At 48.1% G+C, this 25,731-nt stretch carries 30 protein-coding genes; 18 read left to right on the top strand and 12 right to left on the bottom strand.

All coding sequences use genetic code 11. The features are described from left to right. Positions 1-21: 21 nt before the first annotated feature. Positions 22-492 (bottom strand): hypothetical protein, encoded by a 471-nt coding sequence (locus BM359_RS11680; RefSeq protein ID WP_054490412.1) that lies wholly within the window; start codon positions 490-492, stop codon positions 22-24. After that, a complete protein-coding gene (locus BM359_RS11675; protein WP_054490410.1) occupies positions 492-1,637 on the bottom strand; it encodes a PepSY-associated TM helix domain-containing protein in 1,146 nt (381 codons plus the stop codon). Before BM359_RS11675 ends, BM359_RS11680 begins: the two co-directional genes overlap by 1 nt. Positions 1,638-1,749: 112 nt before the next feature. Between BM359_RS11675 and BM359_RS11670 the strand changes: the two genes are divergently transcribed. The 7 genes from BM359_RS11670 (at position 1,750) to BM359_RS11640 (ending at position 8,032) form a co-directional block, all read left to right on the top strand. Continuing rightward, a complete protein-coding gene (locus BM359_RS11670; RefSeq protein ID WP_054490407.1) occupies positions 1,750-3,891 on the top strand; it encodes a TonB-dependent siderophore receptor in 2,142 nt (713 codons plus the stop codon). 104 nt (positions 3,892-3,995) lie between these two features. Then, entirely contained in the window at positions 3,996-4,916 is a 921-nt protein-coding gene (gene ctlX, locus BM359_RS11665; RefSeq protein ID WP_074930874.1) for a citrulline utilization hydrolase CtlX, read from the top strand. A gap of 238 nt (positions 4,917-5,154) precedes the next feature. Beyond that, the gene (locus BM359_RS11660; protein ID WP_054490405.1) at positions 5,155-5,364 is read left to right on the top strand and encodes a cold-shock protein; all 210 of its coding nucleotides are present in this window, start codon (positions 5,155-5,157) and stop codon (positions 5,362-5,364) included. 128 nt (positions 5,365-5,492) lie between these two features. Continuing rightward, a complete protein-coding gene (locus tag BM359_RS11655) occupies positions 5,493-6,326 on the top strand; it encodes a putative RNA methyltransferase (protein ID WP_054490403.1) in 834 nt (277 codons plus the stop codon). Positions 6,327-6,438: 112 nt separating this feature from the next. Beyond that, the gene (locus BM359_RS11650; RefSeq protein WP_054490401.1) at positions 6,439-6,675 is read left to right on the top strand and encodes a DUF4160 domain-containing protein; all 237 of its coding nucleotides are present in this window, start codon (positions 6,439-6,441) and stop codon (positions 6,673-6,675) included. Next, the gene (locus BM359_RS11645) at positions 6,656-6,895 is read left to right on the top strand and encodes a DUF2442 domain-containing protein (protein ID WP_054490399.1); all 240 of its coding nucleotides are present in this window, start codon (positions 6,656-6,658) and stop codon (positions 6,893-6,895) included. Before BM359_RS11650 ends, BM359_RS11645 begins: the two co-directional genes overlap by 20 nt. Positions 6,896-6,898: 3 nt before the next feature. Next, on the top strand, positions 6,899-8,032 hold the full coding sequence (locus BM359_RS11640) for a GNAT family N-acetyltransferase (protein WP_054490397.1): 1,134 nt from the start codon (positions 6,899-6,901) through the stop codon (positions 8,030-8,032). Here BM359_RS11640 and BM359_RS11635 read toward each other — a convergent pair. Beyond that, positions 8,029-9,804, bottom strand: coding sequence for an SLC13 family permease (locus BM359_RS11635; RefSeq protein ID WP_054490394.1), 1,776 nt, complete (start codon positions 9,802-9,804; stop codon positions 8,029-8,031). The genes BM359_RS11640 and BM359_RS11635 overlap by 4 nt on opposite strands. 105 nt (positions 9,805-9,909) lie before the next feature. Between BM359_RS11635 and BM359_RS11630 the strand changes: the two genes are divergently transcribed. Then, positions 9,910-10,935 carry a Vgb family protein gene (locus BM359_RS11630; protein WP_054490392.1) on the top strand — a complete coding sequence of 342 codons (1,026 nt, stop codon included), beginning with the start codon at positions 9,910-9,912 and terminating at the stop codon, positions 10,933-10,935. Here the strand turns inward: BM359_RS11630 and BM359_RS11625 are convergent, their stop codons facing one another. Both BM359_RS11625 and BM359_RS11620 read right to left on the bottom strand, forming a co-directional pair. Next, the gene (locus BM359_RS11625) at positions 10,936-11,766 is read right to left on the bottom strand and encodes a DUF4198 domain-containing protein (RefSeq protein ID WP_054490390.1); all 831 of its coding nucleotides are present in this window, start codon (positions 11,764-11,766) and stop codon (positions 10,936-10,938) included. It abuts the gene before it with no gap. Between the two features lie 2 nt (positions 11,767-11,768). After that, a complete protein-coding gene (locus BM359_RS11620; RefSeq protein ID WP_054490388.1) occupies positions 11,769-12,836 on the bottom strand; it encodes a PepSY-associated TM helix domain-containing protein in 1,068 nt (355 codons plus the stop codon). A gap of 143 nt (positions 12,837-12,979) precedes the next feature. Here BM359_RS11620 and BM359_RS11615 point away from each other — a divergent pair, with 143 nt between their 5' ends. The 6 genes from BM359_RS11615 to BM359_RS11590 all read left to right on the top strand — a co-directional run bounded on the left by BM359_RS11615 (position 12,980) and on the right by BM359_RS11590 (position 16,910). Further along, positions 12,980-13,762 (top strand): ferredoxin--NADP reductase, encoded by a 783-nt coding sequence (locus tag BM359_RS11615; RefSeq protein ID WP_054490386.1) that lies wholly within the window; start codon positions 12,980-12,982, stop codon positions 13,760-13,762. 42 nt (positions 13,763-13,804) lie between these two features. Beyond that, on the top strand, positions 13,805-14,644 hold the full coding sequence (locus BM359_RS11610; protein WP_054490384.1) for a patatin-like phospholipase family protein: 840 nt from the start codon (positions 13,805-13,807) through the stop codon (positions 14,642-14,644). After that, positions 14,601-15,191 carry a uracil-DNA glycosylase family protein gene (locus BM359_RS11605; protein ID WP_054490381.1) on the top strand — a complete coding sequence of 197 codons (591 nt, stop codon included), beginning with the start codon at positions 14,601-14,603 and terminating at the stop codon, positions 15,189-15,191. The genes BM359_RS11610 and BM359_RS11605 overlap by 44 nt, the downstream gene beginning before the upstream one ends. Before the next feature lie 69 nt (positions 15,192-15,260). After that, positions 15,261-15,509: a hypothetical protein gene (locus tag BM359_RS11600; protein ID WP_054490379.1), complete on the top strand. Its 249-nt coding sequence runs from the start codon at positions 15,261-15,263 to the stop codon at positions 15,507-15,509. Positions 15,510-15,519: 10 nt separating this feature from the next. After that, positions 15,520-16,236, top strand: a complete 717-nt coding sequence (locus BM359_RS11595; protein WP_054490376.1) for a PepSY domain-containing protein — start codon at positions 15,520-15,522, stop codon at positions 16,234-16,236. Continuing rightward, positions 16,233-16,910, top strand: a complete 678-nt coding sequence (locus BM359_RS11590; RefSeq protein ID WP_054490375.1) for a PepSY domain-containing protein — start codon at positions 16,233-16,235, stop codon at positions 16,908-16,910. Before BM359_RS11595 ends, BM359_RS11590 begins: the two co-directional genes overlap by 4 nt. 11 nt (positions 16,911-16,921) lie before the next feature. Here BM359_RS11590 and BM359_RS11585 read toward each other — a convergent pair whose 3' ends face one another. Continuing rightward, positions 16,922-17,383: a methyltransferase family protein gene (locus BM359_RS11585; protein ID WP_054490373.1), complete on the bottom strand. Its 462-nt coding sequence runs from the start codon at positions 17,381-17,383 to the stop codon at positions 16,922-16,924. A 36-nt stretch (positions 17,384-17,419) separates the two neighbouring features. Between BM359_RS11585 and BM359_RS11580 the strand changes: the two genes are divergently transcribed. The 4 genes from BM359_RS11580 (at position 17,420) to BM359_RS11565 (ending at position 20,650) form a co-directional block, all read left to right on the top strand. Beyond that, a complete protein-coding gene (locus tag BM359_RS11580) occupies positions 17,420-17,959 on the top strand; it encodes a DUF1415 domain-containing protein (RefSeq protein ID WP_054490371.1) in 540 nt (179 codons plus the stop codon). A gap of 85 nt (positions 17,960-18,044) precedes the next feature. Beyond that, positions 18,045-19,433, top strand: coding sequence for a sensor domain-containing diguanylate cyclase (locus BM359_RS11575; RefSeq protein ID WP_054490369.1), 1,389 nt, complete (start codon positions 18,045-18,047; stop codon positions 19,431-19,433). Between the two features lie 215 nt (positions 19,434-19,648). After that, positions 19,649-19,858 (top strand): cold-shock protein, encoded by a 210-nt coding sequence (locus BM359_RS11570; protein ID WP_054490368.1) that lies wholly within the window; start codon positions 19,649-19,651, stop codon positions 19,856-19,858. 132 nt (positions 19,859-19,990) lie between these two features. Continuing rightward, positions 19,991-20,650: an SDR family oxidoreductase gene (locus tag BM359_RS11565; protein WP_234972498.1), complete on the top strand. Its 660-nt coding sequence runs from the start codon at positions 19,991-19,993 to the stop codon at positions 20,648-20,650. 60 nt (positions 20,651-20,710) lie between these two features. Here the strand turns inward: BM359_RS11565 and BM359_RS11560 are convergent, their stop codons facing one another. The 6 genes from BM359_RS11560 to BM359_RS11535 form a co-directional block, all read right to left on the bottom strand. Then, the gene (locus BM359_RS11560) at positions 20,711-21,736 is read right to left on the bottom strand and encodes a phospholipase A (RefSeq protein ID WP_054490366.1); all 1,026 of its coding nucleotides are present in this window, start codon (positions 21,734-21,736) and stop codon (positions 20,711-20,713) included. A gap of 177 nt (positions 21,737-21,913) precedes the next feature. Continuing rightward, complete coding sequence (locus BM359_RS11555) at positions 21,914-23,095, bottom strand: BaiN/RdsA family NAD(P)/FAD-dependent oxidoreductase (protein WP_054490364.1); 1,182 nt, start codon at positions 23,093-23,095, stop codon at positions 21,914-21,916. Continuing rightward, positions 23,095-23,586, bottom strand: coding sequence for a peroxiredoxin (locus BM359_RS11550; RefSeq protein WP_054490362.1), 492 nt, complete (start codon positions 23,584-23,586; stop codon positions 23,095-23,097). The genes BM359_RS11555 and BM359_RS11550 overlap by 1 nt, the downstream gene beginning before the upstream one ends. Further along, positions 23,570-24,361, bottom strand: coding sequence for a class I SAM-dependent methyltransferase (locus tag BM359_RS11545; protein WP_054490360.1), 792 nt, complete (start codon positions 24,359-24,361; stop codon positions 23,570-23,572). The genes BM359_RS11550 and BM359_RS11545 overlap by 17 nt, the downstream gene beginning before the upstream one ends. Beyond that, positions 24,358-24,810 carry a GNAT family N-acetyltransferase gene (locus BM359_RS11540; protein ID WP_054490358.1) on the bottom strand — a complete coding sequence of 151 codons (453 nt, stop codon included), beginning with the start codon at positions 24,808-24,810 and terminating at the stop codon, positions 24,358-24,360. The genes BM359_RS11545 and BM359_RS11540 overlap by 4 nt, the downstream gene beginning before the upstream one ends. Continuing rightward, positions 24,807-25,679: a Dam family site-specific DNA-(adenine-N6)-methyltransferase gene (locus BM359_RS11535; RefSeq protein ID WP_054490356.1), complete on the bottom strand. Its 873-nt coding sequence runs from the start codon at positions 25,677-25,679 to the stop codon at positions 24,807-24,809. The genes BM359_RS11540 and BM359_RS11535 overlap by 4 nt, the downstream gene beginning before the upstream one ends. Positions 25,680-25,731 lie beyond the last annotated feature (52 nt).

Genomic DNA, 25,731 nt, shown 5'->3' with positions numbered 1-25,731 from the left:
AAATGATTCGTGTTTAAAGTTTTATTTTAACCAATTTCCGGGAAGTTGCCATGAGGCCTTATGCACATTGCCGTCCCAGGTCTGCAATGTCACCCAAACGCGGTGTTCAGGTTGATATTGTTGTGGCGCAATAGCATGCACATGTTGCAGTAACTCACTGCCATGCAGAATGCCGACGTCATCTTTTTGCAAGGCTTCCAGGGCAACCGGTTCTTCGCCGATACTGACGTAGCCCTGGCGTATATTGCTGACTTCACCGTCATTTACATAGGCCGCAAAGTCTTTTACCCAGTCGTCGTGGTGCGCATACGGCGCATCGTTATTTAACGGCTGTATGGCAACTTCAAAAGGTCCGACCGATTTCTCTTCCCAGACATCCGGGAATACGGGCGGTTGCAGTTGCTCATACAAAAAATAAATAGGCAGAATGAGAATTAAGCCGCTGAGTTTGAATTTGTTTCGGTTCCAGAATGTATTTTTGCGACGTGCCATTACTGCGCCCCCTCGCTTTGCAGCTGTTCTTGAGCGGCAGCTCGCCTCTCTTTCGATGCTTTAACAGTACGCGAGCCCCAAATTAAAAATCCGGTAATGGACATGGCTGACAATATAAGGCCAAAAATAAACCAGATGGCTTTGGTCCAGATACCGCCAATAGTGCCGTAGTGCAGGGGATCAATAATATGCTGGATGGTTTGCAGCGTATTCATGTTTTCCGGTGAAACGGCACGGGCTATTTCGCCGTTCCACGGGTTAATATCAAGCCGATAGGAGTACTGATCGTAAAAGATAAAGTCGCCGCCACCCATAATTTTGAACATGTCGCGGTTGTGCTCCGGCATCATAATAAAGCTGGGCCTTATATCCGGGAAACGCTGCTCAGCAATTGTCAGGGCTTGTTCAAAGGAAACCGGTGGCTGTGCTTTTTCACCCATGGGAATGTCAGATACTTCCACTAACGGTGCATGCCCTTCAATATCGATATCGGCATGCCAAAGCACTTGCTGGGTGAAATACCAGAGACCGGTCAGGCTCATAACAATAAGGAACCAGATAGACCAGGCACCGCCGTGCTTATGTAAGTCAGTTAATAGTGTTTTCTTGCCCTGCTTAGCGCGAACTTTAGGTTGTGTATAGGCACGCCAGAATTTTTTGTAAATAACCAGCCCGGTAACTAACGCACCTATCATGACAAATGACATGGCTGAAACTAAATAGTAGCCAACGCTATAGCCTTCTTGCCAGGGGAATAGCAGCCAGCTATGCAACGAGCGCATAAAGTTAATAAAGGTAATTCCCTGGTTCACTTCCTGAATTTCGCCGGTGTACTGGTTTACGTAAGCAATGCCATTCGGAATATTCTCGGCCGAGAAGATAACCGCATTAATAAGGTAAGGTTCGAAAGTCATTACTGTAGTGACGTTGGCGGTCGGGAACTGGCTTTTAACTGCGGCAACAAGTTCTGAAACAGGTTGAGCAGGCAAGCTGTCTGGGTTGACGGCGCGTGCATTCTCGTTAAATAGCCAGGTGAGCTCGTGACTGAAGACCGCAATGGTGCCAGTAATACAGATAAAGCAGAACAATACCCATATAGGTAATGAGCACCATCCGTGTAATTTAAACCATTGTCGTTGCGTCATTTTGAGCCCCCTGGAAAATTTTCCGAAATGATATTGTAAATACGAACAATTATCAAATACAATGTTGGCTGATAACAATTCGCATTTACAGTCTGTAGTCGGGAGACAATTCATGAAGGCATTCGCCAAAAGCTTTTTAGCGACAGCAGTAACATCGGTGCTGTTAACTTCTACTGCGTTTGCGGTGCAGTCAGAAGATTCAGACCAAGCTGAACAAAATACCGAGACTAAAGAAAAGATTTTTGAACACATTAAAGTGACCGGAAGCCCGCTTGACCGTGCGACAACGGCAACAGGACTACCGTTAACTCTACGCCAGACACCTCAGTCTATTTCAGTTATCGATCGCGATTTTATTGACGGTTTCGCATTAGATACTGTTGCAGATGTTATGCAATTTGCCCCGGGTATTCAGGCGCAGCAGGCTGAAACGGACCGCTTTTTCTTCCGCTCTCGCGGGCGTGACGTAACTAACTTCCAGTTCGATGGCGTGCCAATTGCCTACAACAGTTTCTTTAGTGAAGCCTTAGCCGACTCGGTAGTATTTGAGCGAGTGGAAATTGTGCGGGGCGCAACCGGCTTGTTAACGGGTGCCGGGGAACCTTCTGCAGCAATTAACCTCATTCGTAAGCGCCCAAAAACAGAAGATGGCGGCTATGCGAGTGTTGGTATTGGCTCCTGGAGTAATTATCGCTTCGAGGCTGACCATTCTCAGACGTTGACCGAAGACGGTAATGTGAAAGCGCGAGTGGCGATGGCCTATGAAGAAGGTGAAAGCTACGTTGACCTGTCTGAAAAAGAAAACGCACAAATTTACGCGGTAGTAACGGCCGATTTAACGACCCAAACGCGCTTGACGGTAGGTGCAGACTACAGTGAGCGGAACCCCAAAGGTAGCATGTGGGGCGCATTACCGCTGTTTTATGACGACGGCACTCAGGCAGACGACTTGCCGGTAAGTACGACAACCGCTTCGCCATGGAACAGATGGGACAGAGAAAGCACGAATGTCTTTGCACAACTAGAGCATGCGTTTGATAACGGCTGGGACCTTCAAATGGATGTCGAGCGCCGTGAAGGTGAAATGGACGGGTATCTTTTGTACTTTTCTGGCTTCCCGAACAAAGAAACGGGAGAAGGTCTGAGTGCGTCTCCTAATCACTATGTGTCCGACCGGGAGCAAACGTCATTCCGTATTTTAGCTTCGGGCCCTTTTGAGTTATTGGGTCGCGAGCACCAGTTAACGGCAGGTGCTCTCTATGCTGAGCAGGATGTTAATGCTACGTCTTATGGTATTACCGATACTATTGTGGTTCCTAGCTTATTTGACTGGGGGAGTGGAGTACCTCAACCTAACTTCAGCGATACACCAGCATATAGCACGCTAGAGTCTCATACTCAGGAAGGCGTTTATGCTGCCGCACAGTTTAGTTTAACGGACGAATTTACCGCGATAATTGGTAATCGTTTAACCAACTACGATTCATTGTCTGAGTCGCCCTGGGCAACAAGTGACTACGAGAACTCAAGCGTCAATACGCCTTATCTCGGCCTTGTTTACGATGTTACTGACATTATTTCCACCTACGCCAGCTACACCGAAATTTTCCAGCCCCAAAATGCATTTAACGCTGACGGCGAGCTGATTGGTCCAGTTGAAGGGTCTAATTCAGAAATTGGTATTAAAGGCGACTTCTTTAACGAAGCGCTGTCTGCCAGCTTTGCTATTTATAAAATTAAGGAAGATAACTTAGCAATCAATGATCCTGATAATACGGATCCATTGCCGGGCACGACCATTTTTCCTTCCATAGGTGTGGATGGAGCAGAAAGTGAAGGTTATGAGCTGGAGCTAAACGGTAAACCAACAGATGCGCTGAACATTTTCTTCAGTTATACGCATAATGAGTCAACGGATCGTGATGGTTCAGACTATGCACCTTACTTGCCGGAGGACATGGTTAAAGCCAGTGTGCTTTATACTGCCACTGATGCGTTAAAATTAGGTGTTAATGCTAACTGGCAAAGCGATGTATCTAACCCTGGTATTGGCCCTAATGGTGAAACCTTTAATCAGGACAGCTATACCGTAGTAAACGCTATGGCTAACTATCAGTTAGGTAAAAACCTGGATTTAAGCCTGAACGTCAACAACCTGTTCGATGAGAAATATTACTCGAGTATCGATTTTTATAATCAAGGGTTCTTCGGCGCAGAGCGTAACTTTGAGTTGAGTCTTAAATACGCCTGGTAAGTGAACTGGGTAATCATAGAAAGGGCAGTGCAACAACGCTGCCCTTTTCTTTTGCCCGTTGCTAAGCGTCAGCCAAGTTGCTATAACTGCGCGCAAATTCTGCAATGTCTATAAACGCAATGAATCAGTCGTCCGATACCGTTGTTATGGTGCGCCCGCATCACTTTGCTTCAAATCCTGAAACTATGGCGGATAATGCCTTTCAGTCGATAGCGCAGCAGGGACTCAATGTCGCCAAGGCCGCTTACGACGAAGTTACAAAGGCGGTCGAGCTGTTACAGAGTAAAGGCGTTAAAGTACAACTGTTTGAAGATACCGGCACAGAAACACCCGATTCAGTCTTTCCTAACAACTGGTTTAGCACGCACCGTACCGGAGAGCTGGTGCTGTACCCCATGTATTGCAATAACCGCCGTAAGGAACGTCGAGCCGATATTATTGAGTTTCTGCAGGAAACTTATGGATACGAAAAAACGCTCGATCTTAGCGTGCTAGAGCAAGAAGAAGTTTTTCTGGAGGGTACAGGATCGGTGGTTTTCGATCATGATAATCAATTGGCCTATGGTGCCCGCTCAAAACGCATGAACGAGAAAGCCTTGGAGCAATTGTGTAATGAGTTGGGCTATCAGCCAATGGCCTTTGATGCCACCAGCAGTGACGGGAAACCGGTGTACCACACCAATGTGCTAATGGCGGTTGGCAGTGACTTTGTTATAGCGTCTGTGGATATGATCCGCAATAAGGAAGAGCAACAGACTTTTGTTGGTTCAGTGAAGAATTCGGGCAAAGCCTTAGTGCCATTAACAGAGCAGCAGATAAGTAACTTTGCAGGCAACATGCTGGAACTGGAGGTGAATGACTACAAACTTCTGGCTATGTCTGAAACCGCTTACCGCTCATTGACCACAGAACAAATACGGCAGCTGGAGCAGTGGGTTGAGTTATTACCTATAGCGGTTCCGACCATAGAGCTTGGCGGCGGCTCTGTTCGTTGCATGCTGGCGCAGGTGTTTAGAAAGCCATAAAGAATTATAAAGGTGATTTATAAAATAAATGAAAACTATTGTTTGATATTATATAGAATGTGCGTAAAGTAGCCGGCGTTGGATAAGAAACAGTTAGTTAAACACTCCTCTACGTCGCTTTACTCTTAGTAATACCTTCGTCCTGCAGTTTTAAGTTTCATTTTTTACCCCGCATGATCATCGCAACTGGGAACGCCCGGAGCGATTACTTATTTTATAAAATTTCAGGATATTTATTATGTCTAATACAGTAAACGGTGTTGTTAAGTGGTTTAACGAAGCAAAAGGTTTTGGTTTTATCGAGCAGAAAGGCGGCGCAGACGTATTCGCTCATTTCAGCGCGATTGTTAGCGACGGTTTCAAAACGCTAGCTGAAGGTCAAAACGTTTCTTTCTCAGTAACCCAGGGTCCTAAAGGTCCTCAGGCTGAGAACATCCAGGCAATTTAATTTGCATGGACTAGCTTCTAGGTAAGCTAAAAATTATGAAGAGCAGCCCACGGGCTGCTTTTTTTGTGTCTGAATTTTAAGAACAAACCGCGTAGAATGATGACAGAACATGCGAACCGGAACCCAATGTGACTCAGTCGTTAACTGATTTGATCTGCCCACTTGATGGCAAGCCGCTGCGCTTAAATGAGCGAAGCTGGCGCTGTGATAATAACCACAGCTACGATGTGGCGAAACAGGGGTACGTGAATTTATTGCCGGTGCAGAATAAGCGCTCTAAGGATCCTGGCGACAGCAAGGCCATGGTGCAGGCACGTCGGGAGTACCTTGAGCAGGGATACTACGAGCCGCTGGCCCGGGCTTTGGCGAACACAGTGTTGGCGGAAGGTGATCAGGCGGTGCTCGATGCGGGTTGTGGCGAAGGTTATTACTTGCGCTATTTGGTTGAACAAGCTGAGCAAAAAGGCATTGATTTACGTGTAGCGGCGTTGGATATCTCCAAATGGGCAGTACAAGCGGCGGCAAAGCGGGACAAGCGTTTGAGCTGGATGGTGGCATCGAACGTTTCTATCCCATTAGCCGACAGTAGTGTCGATACTATTTTATGCGTATTCGGATTTCCGGTAGAAGCTGAATTTAAGCGGGTTTTAAAGCCCGGAGGCCGGTTGATTATGGTGGACCCTGCCGCTGACCATCTAAAAGAGCTAAAAGCCATTATTTATTCCGAGCTAAAAAGTAAAAATGAGACGCTGCCGATAACCGATTCCGCTTTTGAGTTGACCTCTGAGCAACAAGTAACTTTTCCGGTATCCTTGGCATCAAATCAGGCGATAAAAGATTTACTTACTATGACTCCCCACCTATACCGAAGCAGCGCTGAAGGCCGTGAGCGCATCGAAGCTCTCAGCTCATTAGAGCTGACAGCCGATGTATGGGTGCGGGTTTTTAGCTACGAAAATTAGTGCCGGATGAAATGAGCTGGCAAATGATTACGTACTTTTAGGTTATTTCATAACGTTCTATTGTTTGGTTTTTTCTAAGCTTGATTTCTTTATAAAGCCTGGAAACTAAAGCATGCCGACAATACTAAGAATTGGTGCTTATCGCTTTTTCTTTTATAGTAATGAAAACGGTGAGCCTCCTCACATTCATGTGCAGCGAGACAACAAGCTGGCAAAATTTTGGCTTAAGCCTGTTTTGATGAGCAGTTCGATAGGCTTTTCATCGTTTGAGCTTAGGCGTATAAGCAAAATTGTCGTTCAACATAAAGAAGAGCTTCTGGAGGCCTGGGATGAATACTTTAGAGATTGATCGCCATCCTGTAGCAGTGAATGTATCCGTTACCGAAGCAACGCTTGAGGTCGAGCTAGCTGATGGACGTAAAATTTCTGCACCCATTGTCTGGTTTCCTCGTTTGGAAGCGGCCACGGAAGAGGAGCGTAAAGATTGGCATCTGCTGGGAAATGGCCAGGGAATTCACTGGCCACAATTGGATGAAGACATTAGTGTGTTGGGGCTTTTAAGCACCTAACGCATGCAAACAGTTATACACTCAACAATAACCACTATACCTAAGGCTGACTGGAGCCGGTTATTTAAGAGTGATTACCCTTTTACTTGCTATGATTTTCTGTTGGCGCTTGAGCAGGGCGGTAGTCTTGGGCCTCAGCGAGGCTGGTTGCCGCAATACGTCACGGTACATGACAATAGCGACAAACTGATTGCTATTATGCCCTGGTTTAAAAAGACCCATTCCTATGGCGAGTACTTGTTTGACTGGGCGTTCGCTGAAGCCTACGAGCGTTATGGTTTTCAGTACTACCCAAAACTTATCAATGCTATACCTTTTACCCCGTGTCAGGGGCCTCGTCTGGTTACTGCCGAGAGCGTTAATGCTGCTGATGTTCTGCCTATTATTGAATCTGCTTTGATGCAGGAACACGATGTCAGCAATTTGCAGTGTTTGTACGTTGAATCGGGTTTAAGTGAGGCATTGGCAGAAGAGGGTTGGTGGCAACGCTTTGATATTCAGTTCCTCTGGCAGAACCGAAGTTATAGCTCCGTTGACGACTTTCTCGGGGCTTTGGTGTCACGCAAGCGCAAATCCATACGCAAAGAGCGGCAAAAGGTGTCAGATCAAAATGTCGAAATGAGAGTCTTGCATGGCAACGAATTAACCGCAGATTTTTGGCATCAATTCATTGTGTTTTACCAGCGCACCTATTTAAAACGCTCGGGCCATGGCGGTTATTTAACCCCGGCTACCTTCAAACTTTGGGGGGAACATTTAGCTGACCACATTGTGGTCTTTGCGGCTTATAGGAATGACGAAATGCTGGCTGCGTCATTATGCTTTAAAAGTGAAGACACGCTTTACGGGCGCTATTGGGGCTGTCAGGAAGAGCTTGAGTTTCTGCATTTTGAAGCTTGTTATTATCAGGGTATTGAATACTGCATCAACCATAACCTTAGCTACTTTGACGCTGGTGCGCAGGGCGAGCATAAGCTGCATCGAGGCTTTGAACCCGTTTTGCGTGAAGGGTTTTACCGGTTTACGGCGTCTCCTCTTAACGAGGCTATTGAACAGTATTGTCGTGATGAAAGCACCGCGTTACGCGAACATCTAAAAACACTGCGAACTTACCTGCCTTATAAAGACCGCGCTTAATACAGCGGCCATACCAGCAATATCATGACCAGAGCGACGGCGGTAACAACCAGCGACAGCGGCAAGCCCAGCCGCCAGTAATCGCTGAAGTTATAGCCGCCCGGACCCATAACCAGAATGTTCGACTGGTGTCCTATTGGCGTTAAGAACGGAACTGCGGCTCCAATAGCGACGGCCATTAAAAACGGATCCATGCTGGCGCCAAAACTACTGGCCATGCTGATACCTATGGGAGCCATAAGTACCGCTGCTGCGGCATTATTAACAATATTGGACAGCAACATGGTGACGATAAGTAGTAAGCCGACGGCCACAAATTCCGGTGACCCCTGGCTGATATAAAGTACGGCATTGGCAATGGTGTCTGCGGCGCCACTGCGTTCCAGCGCAGACCCCAGTGGTATGGTTGCGCCTAACAATACGATGATAGGCCAGTCTATAGAATGATAGAGCTCTCGCAGGGGTAGAATATTGACTATAACCATAAGGCCTGCGGCCAGTGAAAAGGCGACAGGAACTGAGATTAAACCAAACGCAGCCGATAAAATGGTTGCGGCAAAAATACCCAAAGGCAACATTAAACGTTTTGACGAACCAATGCGCAGGCTGCGCTGTGCCAGCGGGAAGCAGCCAAAGCGCTGAAATACGTCATCGAGGATCTCTGCGTCTCCCTGCAGTAATAAAACGTCGCCCGGCTTAAAGCGAATATTGGCCAGTGCGGTGCCCAGCTTCTGACCTTCTCGGGCGACGCCAAGCACGTTGATGCCGTAGCGGCTGCGCAGTTTAATATCGGCGGCAGAGCGCCCAATAAGCCGCGAGTCGTGTCCGACAATTCCTTCTATTACGGTAATGTCATCGGATTTTAAGAAACGGTCATCGATTTCTTCTTCGGCATTAAGCTCAAGTCCGGTGCCGTCTATAACTTGCTGGATAGTTTCCGCGTTGGCTTCAACTATTAATACGTCTTCAGACTTTAGCCGCAAATAACGAGCCGGTGCTGACCAACGCTTGTCACCGCGCTGCAGCGCAACAATAACAAAGTCGTCTTCTGTACGGTTTTCAAGTTCGTACAGAGTTTCGCCTACAAAGCTGGACCCTTCGGGCACGTACAGTTCTGTCAAATAGCTGCTTACATCGTAAAGCGATTCTGACTTTGATTTACCGGCCTTTTCCGGTACCAGCCAATGACTGAGCAACCACATGAAAAGCAAACCGGCTATAGCAATACTGAGGCCAACGGGCGTAAATTCGAAGATACCAAAGGTTTCACCCATTGCCTCTCTGCGTATGTCGGCAATGATAATATTTGGCGGCGTACCCACCATTGTAATGGTGCCACCCAGTAAGGAGCCAAAAGCCATCGGCATAAGCAGTTTGGACGGGTTATTGCCGCTGCTGCGGGCTAACTGAAGTGCGACCGGGATCATTATGGCCATGGTACCGGTGTTACTGATAAACGCAGAGCAGAAAGTTGTGACGGAGGTTAGGGCTATCATCTGCACCCAACGCTTATCGCCAATGTTTTTCATGGCGGAAGCCAGTGCATCAACCACACCTGAACGCCACAGTGCCTGGCTTATAATGAGTACGGCGGCCACGGTAATGACCGCGGGGTTGCCAAAACCACTGAATACTTCTGCTGTTGGCACCAAACCAAGAATAGCTGCGGACAATAGCGTCATCATAGCTACCAGGTCATAACGCCATTTATCGATGACGAAGAGCACCAGCATAGCAACTAATATGATTCCGATAAGCCATTGATCCAGCATGTAAGACGCGCCGTTTTAGAGTTAAAGGTTGAAGATTGCACAGTGTTGGGTTTGACGCAATAGCGTCTATACTTACATACGAATCTATTTCGGGAGGCCATAACGATGAAGTACCTAAGTTTAACAAGTGCAGTAATCATTGGTCTGGCGGGAGTAAGCAGTGCGCCGGCAAAAAGTGATGATCACAAAGACAGCAGGCTGGCGAACGCAGAAATTCAGGAGTGGCAGGTTCCATGGGAGGACTCCCGTCCGCGTGACCCATGGGTACACGACGGAACGGTTTGGTTTGTGGGTCAGGGAAGCCATTACGCCGCCACCTTTAACCCAAAAACTGAAGAATTTAAACGCTACGATTTACCCGATGGCGCTGGCCCTCACACCGTTATAGTGGATGACCGCGGTGCCTGGTACGCCGGTAATCTTATGAATCATATTGGGTTAATTGACCCTGCAACAGGCGACATCGAGAAATTTGAGCTGCCGGGTGACGGCACTCGTGACAGTCATACCATGGACTTTACCTCCAACGATGACATTTGGTTTACGGTGCAAGGTGGTAATCAAATTGGTTTTCTGGAAACCGGTGATGGTGAGATGATGCTGTGGGACGTTCCCACGGAATCGGCCAGACCCTATGGTTTAATTGTCGAAAATGATAAACCCTGGGCAACACTCTTTGGCACCAATAAACTGGCAACTGTAGAAAACGGCAAGCTGCAGGAAATAGAGCTGGATAGAAAAGATAACCGACCGCGCCGATTGGGTATGGCCGACGATGGCACTATTTGGTATGTCGACTACAACAAAGGGTATGTTGGCAGTTACGACCCGGTCAGTGGCGAGAATAAAGACTGGCGCGCACCCGCTGAAGAAAATTCGCGTCCTTACGGCATGGCTGTCGATAAGCGTAACGACGTCTGGTTTGTAGAAACCGGTGTTCAGCCTAACCGGCTGGTGGGCTTTGATACAGAAACCCATGAGTTTTCAGAGCCGATGGAACTGGAAAGTGGCGGCGGTACCGTTCGTCATATGTTTTATGATGAAAGCACCGACTCCATTTGGTTCGGTACCGACGCCAATACACTGGGCGTGGTTCGTTTAGAGGAACCACCCGTTGTAACAGCCGATTAATTACATCGGTAATACTTCTAGTACCGCAACATAGGAGCCCTGGCGTTTACTCGCCGGGGCTTTTCCATTGTTGTCAGTGTACTCGGCTTCTAACCAGTACATGCCCGGTTCATCCAGAGTAAAAGTCACCTCACCTTTCTTGTCGGTTTTCAGTTTGGTGGGTTGTGACTGGTCGCGGTAGCGCTCCCCGTCTTTTACCAGAACAATTTCAGTACCCGCCGCTGCTGTGCCATCAATATTGAACTTAAAGGTAATGTTTTCGCCGGTGTATAAGTCATTTGGGTGAGTGACCGGTTCCAGTTCCAGACCTTTACCAGTTGGACCCAAAGTGTCATAGGTTGGTGCACCGGAGGTAACAAAAGTTTCTACACGATGTGAGCGTTCACTAACTTCCAGGTCTTTGGCGTTCTGAGGTACTTCCTTATAGAAATCCTCATTGGTTTTTTGCGAGCCACGAGGTGGCCAGTATTGGCGTTCACCTTCGGCGTCTACCCAACGTGCCGATAAGCCTGAGCTGGCTGAGTAAACGGTATATGTGCCTTCTTTTTCCAGCTCAACATCGAATACAGAGCGAAGCTTGCCCTTGTGGCCATTTTCTAAAGTCACGGCTGCACCATCGGGTGCCATGGCTTTTACACGGTCCAGTCCCAGCGGGTAGTGGTCCGGATAGAAAATGCCGTTAGCAATAGCGGCGTCAAAAGTAATCCATTCCGAGTCGCCGGATACAATGGTTGCACTCGGCTTTATCCAGACACGGTGGGCTTCACTACTGGCGCTTGCGAATAAGGTCAGAACGGCCAGGCTGGTGGTCAGTACAGAAGATAATTTCATGGTTAAGGCTCCAGTTTTAATGACACGCGGCCAAGCTCATGCTCGCCGGTGTCTGAGATGGATATTGGGCTTTCAATGGGTAAAGACAATGGCAGCCGCAACATTTCACGGCCGCCCAGTTCACGAGCTGCCTCTACGTATAAGTAATATTGACCGGCTTCAAGCTCCGGTAATTGAGTCAGTAAAGGTGTTAAGTCCACACGGTTAGTGCCCGGACGACGCGTTGCACCCGATACACCATCAATAGGCATGTCGGCCATGCGGCCACTGCGTCGCCACCACTGGCGCATGTCTTTCAGCCACTTCTCACCCTCGTTGTCTTTCAGGTTTACGTCGTACCAGACGGCAATGTCGACGACTCGCTGGTGACGTTCGTTAGCGAGCCATACCGCCAGGTAAGGTGCGTGGTATTCGGCAACCGATAAGCGAGGAATTTCCACGGTGAGTTCATTTTCAGCAGCATGTGCAGAACCCATAATGGCAAATAAGGGAATGATGAATCCGGCCAGAACTAAAGGCCAGGTGGACTTTCGTCCTTTGCTGTATTTTTTCAAGAGTAATAACCCCGTAACAGTGAACAGAATGCTGGCAATGGCAAATACATCAATAAAGAGGCTCCAGAAAAGCCCGGTGTTACGCGCTTTGTGGAGATCATTGAAGTAGGCAATCCAGCCGCGATCGGTGGTTTCTGAATAAAAGGCACCGCTGGCTAAGTCGACGCTGAACCAGCTATCCCCGCCAGGTCGGGGCATTGCGACGTACAATTCGTAGTCATTCCATTCTATTTCGGCATTTGAACTGATGCTGTTTTGCGTCTTTTCTTCGTACCAGCGGTGAAAAAAAGTTGGCAGAACGTCATTCCCTGACGCATTCACCAACCGGGCCAATTCCGTTTGTGGGAGAGAACTTTCATGGCTTTCGACGCTGGGCGCAGACTCTATCCAGCCGGCGTGGTTAAGCGTAATGCCGGTAACTGAAAACAACAGCATGCCAATGAGGCAGATGGCAGAACTTATCCAATGCCAGTCTTTTAATGACCATCCTTTGCGTCCACTCGAGCGTCGAGCCATGACTTTTTAATCCTTTACAAACATCAGTGAATGTATCTTATATAAAAACTATTCTCATTTGCAATACTTAATGATAAAAATTCTCATTTAGATTTAATCACGTTATGTTATGATGCGCACAAAATCGCCAATGAGGAATAGTTATGAGAAGTATCATTGCGGAAAAAGTGACTCAGGTACGCCACTGGAACGATACCTTATTCAGCTTCAGAACCACCCGTCAGCCAAGTTTCACCTTTGAAAACGGTCAGTTTGTGATGATGGGTCTGCAGCTGGAAGAGAAGCCCTTGCTCAGGGCCTACAGTATTGCCAGCGCAAACCATGAAGAAGAACTGGAGTTTTTCAGCATTAAAGTGCCTGATGGCGCTCTGACATCGCGCCTGCAACACATTCAGGTGGGTGACGAGGTAGTACTGTCCACTCGTCCAACAGGCACTCTGGTTCCGGGGCACCTGCTACCCGGCAAAAATTTGTATTTGCTGAGTACAGGCACCGGACTGGCGCCCTTTATGAGCGTTATTAAAGACCCCGATATTTATGAACAGTACGATAAAGTTGTGTTAGTGCACGGTGTTCGCTGGGTTTCAGAGCTGGCTTATCAAAAGGAAATTGGCGAGGATTTACCAAGCAATGAGTACTTTGGTGACTGGGTGCGCGAAAAGCTAATCTACTACCCAACGGTTACCCGGGAGCCATTCCGTGACGAGGCTCATCAACAACGCATTACCGACTTGCTGGAGTCGGGTACCTTGACTAAAACCATTGGTATGCCCGACATTAACCCTGAGCATGACCGCTTTATGTTGTGTGGTAATGACGCTATGCTGCAAGACTTAATGGCAATACTGAATGAGCGTGGTTTCACAAAGGCAACGTCACGTCGCCAGGGTGACTACGTAATTGAGCAGGCTTTTATTGAGAAATAAACAGTATTGAGAAGTAAAGAGTATTGAGAAATAGACAGGTGTATGACGCAAGAGCAAGGTAACAAAGCACTGGTGGTTGAAGGCGGCGCTATGCGTGGCATTTTCGCCGCGGGTGTACTGGACGGTTTTCTTGAAGCCGGGCATACAGACTTTGATTTTGCGATTGGCGTGTCGGCAGGCTCAACTAACCTGATCGGTTTTCTTGCCGGCGACCATGGACGTAACCGAAAGATTCTTTTGCAGCATGCACTGCAGCCCGAGTTTCTTAATTGGCGGCGATTTTTAAAAGGTGGTCACTTTTGCGATGTCAGCTGGCTATGGCATGCTTCGTTTGAGCAAGTGCCGTTGAGTACTCAGTATTACCTTGAGCAAAATCGCCCTTTGTATGTCGTTACCACCAACGTCGATACAGGCTTACCAGTTTACACCCGGGTGACAGCCGATAATTTGCACGAACTTTTTCCGGCGTCCTGCGCTATTCCTTTGGCTTACCGAGACTTCCCCACCGTTGGCGGTGCAGCTATGACAGACGGTGGTCTGGCCGACTCTATTCCGGTGATTAAAGCCTATGAAATGGGTGCCCGGGACATTACCGTTATTTTGTCTCAGCCCCGTGGCTTCAGGAAAAAAATACGACCACTGCCGACCTTTATGAAGCGCTTTTTTAAACATCATCCGGCTTTATTTGACGCGGTTGCCAGACGCTCCACTGTGTATAATGACGCCATTAACTTCATTGATAATCCACCAACGGATTGTAATATGACCGTGTTAGCACCGCCCGCTGACTTTCCGGTGGGGCGTTTTACTCAGGACAAAAAACTGTTGGAGCAGGGGTATGAAATGGGAAGAGCCGCCGCACTGGCAACAATTACTGCGTGATGTAAGAGCCTGTACTTTATGTGAGCCGGAGCTTCCGCTAGGTGCCAGACCGGTTGTTCAGCTAAACCCTAAAGCCCGTATTCTGGTTGCAGGTCAGGCCCCTGGCAGACGTGTACACGCTTCCGGCAAACCCTTTGATGACCCAAGTGGCGACAGGCTGCGACAATGGATGGGTATCGATAGAGAAACCTTCTATGACCCAGAAAAACTGGCTATTATTCCTATGGGACTTTGCTACCCGGGAACAGGGAAGTCCGGTGACCTGCCACCGCGTCCGGAGTGTGCTCCAACCTGGCGTAATCAGTTGTTAGAGCAGTTACCTAATTTGGAACTGACGCTGGCTATTGGCCAGTATGCTCAGCAATGGCATTTAAATGAGCCAAAGCGCAATTTGACTGAGCAAGTAAAAGACTGGAAAAGTTATTGGCCGGGCTTATTGCCTATGCCGCACCCTAGCCCGCGAAACAACTTATGGTTACGTCGGAACCCATGGTTTGAAGACGAAGTTATTCCTCAATTAAAGCAGAGAGTTAGAGAACTACTTTGACTTTTGCGAGACGACCCGATAATTTTATAGAGCACTACATAATAATAAATTATAAAAATAAGGTCTATTATGGAAAATCAGAATAATAACAATGATGTTATCTCTACTGGCAATTGGTTTGTCACCCTTCTAATTACCGCTATTCCACTTATTGGCATTATTATGTTGTTTGTCTGGGGCTTCTCAGATGCAACAAATCCAAACAAGAAAAATTGGGCAAGAGCTGCTCTTATTTGGGTTGCTATTGCTATTGTCATCAATATTTTCATGTTCATTGGTATGGTAGGCATGGCTGGCTCAATGAACGGCGGTTATTAATTTAGCGCATATGAACCCTCGAAAATGGCGAGTCTGGCATCGCTGGTTATCTCTTATTGTCGGCTTACAGCTGGTGGTGTGGAGTATTAGCGGTGCCTATATGGTGTATTTTGATCTGAGCTTTATTCACGGTAATCACCTGGTGAAAGAGCTTGAGCAGCCTATTGCTAAAAATACCTTAAACTCTCCAATAAGCTGGGTGTTGGAACAAAACCCCGAAGCCACGTCGGTTCGCTTAATACAGCAGTGGATAGATGGATCTTTGCAACCGGTTTATAGCGTTGAGAGCAAGGCTGGCACACAGTTGCTTATGGCTGAGTCTCTTGAGCCGATAGAGCTTGATCGAATGGACATCGGCTACATAGCGCGACAGCATTATACCGGTGACGAAAACACAAAAGCCCAGGTCAGTTTTATTGAAGACAAAGCCCCGGGTGAGCTGAACCCTGCCTTATTACCCGTTTGGCGAGTGGACTTTAATGATATGGCCGGTGCTACTTTATATTTTTCAGCGGCGACGGGTGAGCTTGTAACCAAGCGTCATGATTTCTGGCGGATGTTCGACTTCTTCTGGATGCTCCATATTATGGACTATCAGGACAGGGTGGACATTGAAACCTGGTGGTTAAAAGCGTTTAGCATTGCTAATGGCTTGTTTCTGATAAGTGGCATTGCCTTGCTTTACTTTCATTATCGGCCACGTAAAAAAAGAAGGCGGTCAGTATGAGGTTTATGCGCAAACTGCATCGCTGGTTAAGCCTGGTTATTTTTATTCAGGTATTTATATGGTTAGCTAGCGGCTTGTACTTTAGTTGGTTGGGTCATGAGAAGCTGGCAGCCCATGACTATTTCCAACCCGTTACTGAAGAGGCCGTAGGTCCGGTTTATTACCCGGAAAGCGCGTTAATTGAACGTTTTGAGAATGTTCAAAGTCTGGAAATACGGTCCGTTGCGGGTACCGCTCAGTACGTGGTTACAACAACCGATGGTAAAAAGCATTATGTGAATGCTCTCACAGGAAAAGACTGGAAGACCTCGGCACCGCTGGCAGCTGAGCTGGCTCGACAAAGCTACAATGGCCCTGGCCGTATTGAACAAGTGCATGCCGTAACCGGAAGTGATGAGATTATTGGTTGGCGGAGCAAGGGCTTTAGAGTGACCTTCAGCGATGACATTGCAACGCGTGCCTACATAGACGCAGCCTCCGGCGAAGTGATTGATCACCGTAACAGCAGTTGGTGGTTAAGTGACTGGATGTTCCGTTTACACTTTATGGACTACAGCGGTGAACGGGACTTTAACAGCCTTCTGAACATTGTTGCGGCAACCGCTGCGCTCTGGTTTAGCTTGTCGGGCCTCATTCTACTGGGCCGGAGCTTAAAACGGCGGCAGCTTTTTTAAATTAAGCGGCCCTACCACCAACGGCCAGTTTTCTGACAGTAATCTTTATAAGTTTCACCAAAGGTTTCTGTCAGAATACGTTCTTCCGGAATAATCTGAAAGCGGTTCATGTAAGCCACATACAACGCTAAGCCCCATAAAGAAAACACACTACCCAGAAAAACGCCCCACGCCATTAACAAAAAGAAAAAGCCTAAATACATTGGGTTCCGCGTTCGCTGATAAATACCCGTGGTGACCAGTTCTGTACTTTTGGCAGGGTCGCGTGGGTCTACTGTTGTCTGTGCACGTCGAAAACCAATAACACCCAGCAAGGGTAATAACACGCCTAATGGCAATAGGAAAATAGCGGCAGCGCGCTGACCAACATAAAACTGGTTAAAGGCTTCCGTGTAATGGGCGGTTAACCACATTAGCCCGGCAACAACGGCAACAACCAGCACGGGCGGTACTTTGAGTTCAAGCGATTTCATGGCAAAGTGGCTTCCTTTTCGGAAAAGATACGAAAAATGACGACTGATACAGCTAAGATTATTGAGCAAACCCGCCATTGGGTGCAACAGCTGATTGTAAAGTACAACATCTGCCCTTTTGCTCGCCGCGAAGTTGAGCGTAAGAGTATTCGATATGTGACCGCTGCTCAGCGCGAACCTCAAGCCGTGCTGCAACAATTACTGGATGAAGTTAACCACCTGGACGCGACGCCTGAAACTGAAACCACATTGCTTATTCTTCCTTCCGGGTTTGAAGGTTTTTATGACTTTCTGACTCTGGTTGATATTGCCGATGCCTTGCTTGTTGAAGAGGGTTACGAGGGTGTTTATCAACTGGCGCATTTTCATCCCGACTATTGTTTTGACGGGGAGGCGCAAGATGATCCGGCGAATTATACCAACCGCTCTCCCTACCCAACGTTACACTTGCTGCGAGAAGCCAGCATTGAAGAGGCATTGAAAAACTACGATGACCCGGAATCCATTCCGGAACGAAATATAGAGTTTGCCCGCCGTAAGGGTAGCGAGTTCTTTAAGGCAATCTTATCCGAATAGTTTACGACACTTTGCTACACTGTTAGTTAGTATAGTTAGCAGTTATGCTGGCTCGTACCCTTGAGCTTTAAAGCGATGAGGCGCTATGTCAACAAACCGTATTACTCATAGAATTATTGAACAGCTGCCAACGATGGTAGCTTATGTTGATGTTGAAAGACGTTTTCGCTTTGTGAATACGGCTTATGCCTCGTTTTTTGATTTAACGCCGGATGACATGCTGGGTAGACCGGTAACCGACGTACTGAGTGACGAATCTTACCAGCGGGTAAAGCCAAACCATGATCGTGTCTTTGCGGCTGGTGAGAAACTAGAGTTTTCGGAGGTCATTACTTTCCGTAATGGACGTAAGTGCTTTTTGGACATTCGATACCTACCTGAATTTGACGAACAAGGTAAGGTCATTGGCCTTTACTCTCTTATTGAAGATGTCAGCGATTATTACGCATCGGTTGATGTTATGCGCACCATTCATGAAGTGATTCATAAACGTGGACGCCGGATTGACCCCGCCTCCATTGATGAGTTACTAAAAGTTGGTGTGGATTACTTAGGTGTTGATATTGGTACCGCCAGTTCTATTAAAAACGAGACTTACACCATTGAATGGGCGCAAACCGCAAAAATGGATTTTCCTGCCGGCACGCAATTGCCTTTGGAGACAACCTATTGCTCGGTAGTACTTAAAGCCAATAACTTAATTCATACCAATGATGCTTCAGAAGATCCACGCTTTAAAGATCACTCCAGTTTCCAGACTTACGGCCTGGAGACCTACATTGGTACGCCTATTATTCTTAATGATATAACTTGGGGCATTTTAGGGTTTTCCCGCAAAAACAGACGGGCGGAGCCTTTCAGTGAGCTTGAAGTCGAAATGGTAAGAATGATGGGTACTGCAGTCGAAACCGTTATTGCTGAGCAACAGGTTCGTTCCGACCTAATCCGACAACGGGATGACATGGCGGTTATTGCCTATACCGATGCGTTAACCGGACTTAAGAATCGTTCGGCGGGCATGGAAATACTGGAGCAAAGCTTAATGCGGAAGAACGGCGAACTTGGGTGTGTTGTTGCCGTTATTGACTTTGACCACTTTAAAGCAGTTAACGACACATACGGTCACGATGTGGGTGATAAAGTACTAATTGCAGGCACCGGAGCCATGTCAGAAGCCGTTCGTAGCAGCGACAGCGTTGTCCGGGTGGGTGGTGAAGAGTTTATGGTGGTATTGGCTTACGCCGATCATGAGAGTGCGACGCAAGTACTGGAAAGAGTGCGTCAGGCGGTAGAAGAGACAGTCATTACGCTCGATTCAGGGGAAATTATTAACCCAACAGTCAGTATTGGCGCCTCGGAGAGCCGAGCGGAAGATGACGTTTCCAGTATTTATAGAAGGGCTGATCAGGCGCTGTATAAGGCTAAGCGGGCAGGTCGTAACTGTGTTGTCTGGGCGGATGACACTGATGCATAAATTTATTATCAAAATAAAGTGATAAATCGTTTGACTCACAGTGCAATAGGCGTAGACTCCACTGCGTCGGATAGATAGAAAGACAGTTAGTTAAAAAACTCCACTTCGTTGACCTATTATTATTAATACCATCGTCCTGTAGTTCTAAGTTCTTATTTTTACCCGCATCATCGGCCTTTACGGCCACATACTTAAAAGTTACAGGAAGATATATTATGTCTGATAAAATTACTGGTTCAGTAAAATGGTTTAACGAAGCAAAAGGCTTCGGTTTCATCGAACGTGAAAACGGCGCAGACGTTTTCGCACATTTCAGTGCTATTTCTAGCGACGGTTTCAAAACCTTAACTGAAGGCCAGCGCGTTGAGTTCGCAGTAACTCAAGGCCCTAAAGGTCCTCAGGCTGAGAACATCGTAGCGCTGTAATTACGCGCCTCGAAGTCTAAAAAGGCAACCCTCGGGTTGCCTTTTTTTATGCCTGTTTTTCAAGTGTAAAGTGGCGATCTAAATTCAGTAAAAGTTACGTAGAATCAGACAGAGAAAAACTCATGGAGGTGGATGATGAAAGTAGCTGTTATTGGAGCGAATGGAAAAATTGGTCAGCATTTGGTTGAGCAAATGCAGCACGCAAAAACACATGAAGTGATTGCGGTGGTGCGTGAAGCAGCGCAGCAAAAGGCATGGCAGGAACGAGGTGTTACCGCCAAATTAGGTGATTTAGAAGGACCGGTTTCAAAGTGGCAGGAGCTGTTTGACGGCGTCGATGCCGTGGTCTTCACCGCTGGCTCCGGCGCAAGTACCGGTGACGATAAAACATTGTTGGTTGATTTAGACGGTGCGGTAAAAACTATGGAGGCAGCAGAAGCAGCCGGAGTTAAGCGTTATGTCATGGTCAGTGCGTGGCAGTCTAACAACCGGGAAAACTGGGCCGATTCTTTACTTCCCTATTATGCTGCAAAACATTATGCAGACCGGGAGTTGATGCGTACAAACCTTAACTGGACCATTGTTCGCCCGGGGGCATTAACGGACGAAGAGGCGACCGGTAAAGTGGTTGTCGGTGATTCACTGGCACCGGGCTCTGTGCCCCGTGAAGATGTCGCCAGCGTTCTGCGCCGCTGCCTTGACGAAAATGGAACTGAGCATAAAGCTTTTGATTTAATGGCAGGCGACAGCGAAGTCGAGCGTTCGCTACAGTCGATGAAAGGAATGGCTTAGTACCTTGGCGTTACGGCTGGAGTATCTTCTTGCTCCAGCCGTTTTTTATCCATTTAAGCGTTATAGAATGTTGTTTAAAGCTATGCCGATACCAAAGCGAGTCTGTTTATGGTTGTAATCAATGAGACTCTCTCCGTAACCGGTAAATATTGAGGTATAACCTATAAATTTACCGCCAATAGGGAAGGTCCAGTTGAGTTCTGCTGACCCTCTGCCGGTATCAATGGCATGGCGAAGGCGAAGAATGTATTCAAAGTCACCGTCGCTGTAAGCCGTGGTGAACTCGTAGTCGCCAACGTAGTCGGTAATGTTCGGGTTGTCATCTCCGCTGGACTGCATAGGGTCGGTTTTTCTATTTTCCTGTAAGCGTATCCAGGGTTTTAGGGAGAAAACAAAACGGCCTTTTTCAACAAAAAACTGCGCATAAAATCGGTTCCAGCTACGCGACAAAGGTTGGCTGCGACCGTTTGATAAGTGTTCGGCACCAAAAACGATCCCGGTATTTGTACCGAAAGGATGCCAGCCGGTTGGTGTGGCATAGAAAATTTCAGGCATGTAATTGGTTTCACGGAACGGCTTGGAAATATCATCGGAGTACACCTGCCACCACGACTGCACGGTTAAACCGAAGAAAAGTTTATCTTCTTCAAACAACAAGCTTTCTCTATTGAAAGGTACTTTAAAGCTGAACTGAAACTTTGCTTCGTAGTCTTCAAGGTTTTGCTCGTAACCATCTACGCTCGCATACTGCTCGCGGTTAATGTTGTTACTGGTAATTACCGGCAGTAAATAATTGCGACGGTGCGGAGTTAAAACATAAGGGTCAAACTGAGTAACCTGCTCACTTTTCATGCGGTTGGTTAAAGCACCGGGCTGCTCAACGGCATCGACTTCAACAATGTCCTCGTCCTCAGCAGAGCGAAGCTCTTCCTCACACTGAGCCCGAACATCCGCAATAGTGACTTCAGCATTGGCGTCATTCATTTTACCCAGCAAGCATTGCTGCATATTTGAGAGTTCTTGCGCCTGGACATTAACCGCTACAGCGGAAACTCCTGTCGCAAATATCCAGATCCATTTTCTCATAAGCGCAATACTCCTTTACTAAGACTCCTTGTACTATAGCGTAAGAGAGGGTTTTAGATCACTCGCTCATTCGAAATTGAGTGTAAAGGGTTGAGGGAAGTGACTCTTATGGGGAAATCCACTTTAGCCGTTTTTGGAGTTTTGGTTATTTGAATAGATTGATTAGAATGACTAAGACTACAACTCTGACCCACAAGCATAACCACTACTCCATGCCCACTGAAAGTTAAAGCCCCCCAACCAGCCGGTTACGTCCAGCACTTCGCCAATGAAGTACAGGCCCGGTTGTTTCTGGCTTTCCATGGTTTTGGAGCTGACTTCGTCGACGTTTACGCCACCCAAGGTGACTTCGGCGGTGCGGTAGCCTTCGGTGCCGTTGGGTTTTAGCTGCCAGCGGTTAAGGTTGTCGGCTATGGTCTGGAGCTGCGCGTTAGAGGTATCGGCCAGTTTGTTGCTGAGTGGCCATTGGTGGTGCTCGGCTAGTGCGGCGACCACCCGTTTGGGGAAGTGTTGCTGCAATACGGTATTAAGCTGGGTTTTGGGTTGTTGCTGTTGTTGCGTTTTCAGCCATTCAAAAGCGTCTAAATCGGGTAGCAGGTTAATGGTCACGGCTTCGCCGGGCTGCCAGTAGGAGGAAACCTGCAAAATGGCAGGGCCGCTGACACCGCGGTGGGTAAACAGCATGGCTTCACGGAAGTATCCGCCATGGGCTTCTGCACTGACGGGCACAGCTACGCCTGAAAGCTCGGCAAAACGGGCTTTTTCGTCTTCTTGCAGGGTAAAAGGCACTAAACCAGCGCGTACCGGCACAATAGAATGCCCAAATTGCTCAGCAATTTGATACCCCAGCGGGGTGGCACCCAACTTGGGCATAGATAGCCCGCCGCAGGCAATAACCAGTTTGTCGCAGCTATAGTCGCCGCGGCTGGTTTCAATGCGGTAGTTGCCGTTGTAGTCTACCGACGCAATCTCGGTGCGTAACTGAACTTTGGCGCCGTGTCGGTCGCATTCGCTCATTAACATGCGCACAATGTCTTTGGCGGAGTCGTCGCAAAACAACTGGCCTAAGGTTTTTTCGTGGTAGGCAATGCCGTACTCAGCCACCAGGCCAATAAAGTCCCATTGGGTATAGCGGCTGAGTGCCGACTTGCAAAAATGCGGGTTGGAAGACAGAAAGTTTTCCGGGCCAGCGTACATATTGGTGAAGTTGCAGCGGCCGCCGCCGGAAATCAGAATTTTCTTACCTGCCTGCTTGGCGTGATCCAATACCAGCACCGACTTACCGCGCTGTGCAGCATGGGCGGCGCAATGCAACCCCGCCGCACCGGCACCAATAATAATCACATCCCAGTTCGACATTATTTTTGCAGTTGCTCCAGTATGTATTCGGCTTTGCTCACTTCAAAGGACTTGTCCTCTTCTACAAACACACCTTTTACCTGGCCGTCGGTAATGATCATGGCGTAGCGCTTAGAACGGATGCCACCGAAGTTGCCGGTGTCCATGCTGAGGCCCATTGTCTGGTTGTATGCGCCGTTGCCGTCGGACAATAACCGAACCTTTTCTCCGATCCCTAATGCGTCGCCCCAGGCCTTCATAACAAAGGCATCGTTTACAGCGACACAATTAATACTCAGAACACCCGCTTCTTTTAACGCTTCGGCGTGCTCTACGTAGCCGGGCAGGTGTTTCTCCGAACAGGTCGGAGTAAACGCGCCAGGCACTGAGAACAATACGTGTGTGCCTTTGGCGAATATTTCTGCCGGGTCATAGTTCTGAATGCCAAGATCACCTTTGCTGGTCAGTGAACCTGATGGAATTTTATCGCCTTCTTTAATTTGCTGACTCATGAAAACCTCGTTTTATGTAAACATCAAAGCGATGCTTTTTACTCTTAATTCGACTGTTTGGTTCACGCCCGGCCAGAAAAGGTGCGCTGTTGGGGCGCTTAACCACGACTCGGAATTTAGCGTTATTAAGCGCAGGCTCTAGCAATGAATCGGCGTCTTCGTCGCTGCCGACTAACTGCTGGAACATTTGCATGTCTTTTTTCACTTGTGCCTTTTGCTTGCCGGTTTTTGGGTACATGGGGTCTAAATAAACCACGTCGGGCTCGTGGGTGAAGCCTTTACCCGTATATAAGTTGTCGGTTCCGATTAAATGCATGCGCTGGCAGGTTTCGCCAATGAAGTCGGCTTCCTGCTGGGCTCTGTGCAGGCCGTTATCGAGCAGCGCAGCGACAACCGGGTGACGTTCTATAAGCTGCACGTCGCAGCCCAGTCCGGCTAGTACAAAGGCGTCTCGCCCAAGGCCGGCCGTGCCGTCAACAACCGATGGTTTAAACTGCCCGGTGACACCAACTGCTTTAGCAATAGCTTCGTTTTTTAACTGTGTGTTCTGAGCACGGTAGGCCGCTTTGCCCTGATGAAAGTCGACCACTAAAGGTGACATTTTTTGTGGGCTTTGCAGCCAATGCAGAGCCAATATACCGTCGTTCAACCAAAGTTGAAAAACGTCATTATCGGTGGCTTCAGACGGGAGGCCCCAACGCTTCGCGATCGCCTTTGCCTCAACGGTTTCAGCATCGCTGCCTGCAAGAACGGGAACCCGGACCGCGGCTGTCACTGTGCGGCCTTACGTTGCATATCAATGTGCGGAATGTCGTCTTCCAGATACTCGTCGCTAATGGCTTCAAAGCCGAAGCTTTGGTAGAACTTCAGCAGATAAACCTGTGCGCCTACCCGAATTGGGGCTTTGGGGGCATATTCTTCAAGATAGTCGATACTGCGTTGCATGACTTCTCTGCCTAGCTTCTGGCGGCGCACTTTTTCATGGGTTATTACCCGGCCAATACGAGAATAGCCGGTATCGGCGGTGGCCAGGTAAAGCCGGGCGTAGGCGACCATTTCGCCGGTGTCGTTGCGGGCGTACAAATGTAAAGCCTGCTCGTCTGCGCCGTCGGCGTCAAGGTAGGGACAAGTTTGCTCCACCACGAAAACTTCTTGTCTAAGTTTCAGCAAGTCGTAGAGATCGTGCAGCGAAAGATCGTTAAATGCTTTTAAGTGCCAGTTCATGTGCCTACTTTCTTCAATGAGTTGCTAAGAGAAACCACGTTGCTTCTATTGACTTCGCTATCGTATAAGGCGAGCAGCTCGGCTACGGGCTTTCGACCGTCGCCTTTTTGACTGATGCTGCGCGAGACCGACAAACTGCTGATGTCGGCGTGTTTGTATAAAGCCCGGGTGAGGTCGGTGTCGTGGTTGCTTATCAGTACCGGAATGTGGCGCTTTTTCGCAACCTGTACTGCCCGACGGGCTAGCTCGTCCTGGTCAGTCAGGCCAAAGCCGCCAGTGGCGTAGCTGGTAAAGTTAGAGGTCTGGTCCAGCGGTGCGTAGGGCGGGTCGCAATAAATCACGTCGCCTTGTCGGGCACGTCGAAACACTTGTTCAAACGGGCGGCAAATAAACTTGGCCTTGCGCGCTTTCTCGGCAAAATGCTCGAGCTCTTTTTCCGGGAAGTAAGGTTTGCGGTAATCACCAAAGGGCACATTAAAAATGCCTTTGCTGTTATAGCGACACAGGCCGTTGTAGCCGTGGCGGTTCATATATAAAAAAAGCAATGAACGAAAGTAAGGGTCGCTGCTGGCATTAAAGGCGGCACGCAGTGCGTAGTAAGCGTCGGCCTGGTTGTTACGGTTAACGAAGAGCTTGCGGGCGTCCTGAATAAAAGTCTTCGGACGGCGCTTCACAAACTGATACAGGGTAATGAGGTCCTGATTAATGTCGTTAAGCAGGTAGCTGTCGTAGTCGGTATTCAGAAAAACTGAACCGGCACCCACAAAAGGTTCGATGAGCTTTTTACCTTGCGGCAAGCGTGCTGTTATCGGCTCGATAAGTGAGTACTTACCGCCTGCCCATTTTAAAAATGCCCGATTCTTCTTCATGCGCCGGCCGTTGGTGGATCCTCAAGGGATTGTAACCCAAAGGCCGGGGGAT

It is taken from the genome of Idiomarina abyssalis, from assembly GCF_900116625.1.
In the GTDB taxonomy this organism is placed as follows: domain Bacteria; phylum Pseudomonadota; class Gammaproteobacteria; order Enterobacterales; family Alteromonadaceae; genus Idiomarina; species Idiomarina abyssalis.
The sequence above is the reverse complement of the archived record's forward strand: the minus strand, read 5'-3'. Positions and strand labels throughout refer to the sequence as shown.

What these genes read in the sequence shown, in the direction of transcription:
- BM359_RS11610 (WP_054490384.1), top strand. Translation starts at nt 13,805, where the DNA reads ATGACGCAAGAGCAAGGTAACAAAGCACTGGTGGTTGAAGGCGGCGCT.
- BM359_RS11675 (WP_054490410.1), bottom strand. Translation starts at nt 1,637, where the DNA reads ATGACGCAACGACAATGGTTTAAATTACACGGATGGTGCTCATTACCT.
- BM359_RS11640 (WP_054490397.1), top strand. Translation starts at nt 6,899, where the DNA reads ATGCAAACAGTTATACACTCAACAATAACCACTATACCTAAGGCTGAC.
- BM359_RS11630 (WP_054490392.1), top strand. Translation starts at nt 9,910, where the DNA reads ATGAAGTACCTAAGTTTAACAAGTGCAGTAATCATTGGTCTGGCGGGA.
- BM359_RS11600 (WP_054490379.1), top strand. Translation starts at nt 15,261, where the DNA reads ATGGAAAATCAGAATAATAACAATGATGTTATCTCTACTGGCAATTGG.
- BM359_RS11645 (WP_054490399.1), top strand. Translation starts at nt 6,656, where the DNA reads ATGAATACTTTAGAGATTGATCGCCATCCTGTAGCAGTGAATGTATCC.
- BM359_RS11615 (WP_054490386.1), top strand. Translation starts at nt 12,980, where the DNA reads ATGAGAAGTATCATTGCGGAAAAAGTGACTCAGGTACGCCACTGGAAC.
- BM359_RS11565 (WP_234972498.1), top strand. Translation starts at nt 19,991, where the DNA reads ATGATGAAAGTAGCTGTTATTGGAGCGAATGGAAAAATTGGTCAGCAT.
- BM359_RS11625 (WP_054490390.1), bottom strand. Translation starts at nt 11,766, where the DNA reads ATGAAATTATCTTCTGTACTGACCACCAGCCTGGCCGTTCTGACCTTA.
- BM359_RS11555 (WP_054490364.1), bottom strand. Translation starts at nt 23,095, where the DNA reads ATGTCGAACTGGGATGTGATTATTATTGGTGCCGGTGCGGCGGGGTTG.
- BM359_RS11585 (WP_054490373.1), bottom strand. Translation starts at nt 17,383, where the DNA reads ATGAAATCGCTTGAACTCAAAGTACCGCCCGTGCTGGTTGTTGCCGTT.
- BM359_RS11570 (WP_054490368.1), top strand. Translation starts at nt 19,649, where the DNA reads ATGTCTGATAAAATTACTGGTTCAGTAAAATGGTTTAACGAAGCAAAA.
- BM359_RS11650 (WP_054490401.1), top strand. Translation starts at nt 6,439, where the DNA reads ATGCCGACAATACTAAGAATTGGTGCTTATCGCTTTTTCTTTTATAGT.
- BM359_RS11660 (WP_054490405.1), top strand. Translation starts at nt 5,155, where the DNA reads ATGTCTAATACAGTAAACGGTGTTGTTAAGTGGTTTAACGAAGCAAAA.
- BM359_RS11540 (WP_054490358.1), bottom strand. Translation starts at nt 24,810, where the DNA reads ATGAACTGGCACTTAAAAGCATTTAACGATCTTTCGCTGCACGATCTC.
- ctlX (WP_074930874.1), top strand. Translation starts at nt 3,996, where the DNA reads ATGTCTATAAACGCAATGAATCAGTCGTCCGATACCGTTGTTATGGTG.
- BM359_RS11620 (WP_054490388.1), bottom strand. Translation starts at nt 12,836, where the DNA reads ATGGCTCGACGCTCGAGTGGACGCAAAGGATGGTCATTAAAAGACTGG.
- BM359_RS11670 (WP_054490407.1), top strand. Translation starts at nt 1,750, where the DNA reads ATGAAGGCATTCGCCAAAAGCTTTTTAGCGACAGCAGTAACATCGGTG.
- BM359_RS11550 (WP_054490362.1), bottom strand. Translation starts at nt 23,586, where the DNA reads ATGAGTCAGCAAATTAAAGAAGGCGATAAAATTCCATCAGGTTCACTG.
- BM359_RS11595 (WP_054490376.1), top strand. Translation starts at nt 15,520, where the DNA reads ATGAACCCTCGAAAATGGCGAGTCTGGCATCGCTGGTTATCTCTTATT.
- BM359_RS11535 (WP_054490356.1), bottom strand. Translation starts at nt 25,679, where the DNA reads ATGAAGAAGAATCGGGCATTTTTAAAATGGGCAGGCGGTAAGTACTCA.
- BM359_RS11605 (WP_054490381.1), top strand. Translation starts at nt 14,601, where the DNA reads ATGAAATGGGAAGAGCCGCCGCACTGGCAACAATTACTGCGTGATGTA.
- BM359_RS11590 (WP_054490375.1), top strand. Translation starts at nt 16,233, where the DNA reads ATGAGGTTTATGCGCAAACTGCATCGCTGGTTAAGCCTGGTTATTTTT.
- BM359_RS11580 (WP_054490371.1), top strand. Translation starts at nt 17,420, where the DNA reads ATGACGACTGATACAGCTAAGATTATTGAGCAAACCCGCCATTGGGTG.
- BM359_RS11680 (WP_054490412.1), bottom strand. Translation starts at nt 492, where the DNA reads ATGGCACGTCGCAAAAATACATTCTGGAACCGAAACAAATTCAAACTC.
- BM359_RS11635 (WP_054490394.1), bottom strand. Translation starts at nt 9,804, where the DNA reads ATGCTGGATCAATGGCTTATCGGAATCATATTAGTTGCTATGCTGGTG.
- BM359_RS11560 (WP_054490366.1), bottom strand. Translation starts at nt 21,736, where the DNA reads ATGAGAAAATGGATCTGGATATTTGCGACAGGAGTTTCCGCTGTAGCG.
- BM359_RS11575 (WP_054490369.1), top strand. Translation starts at nt 18,045, where the DNA reads ATGTCAACAAACCGTATTACTCATAGAATTATTGAACAGCTGCCAACG.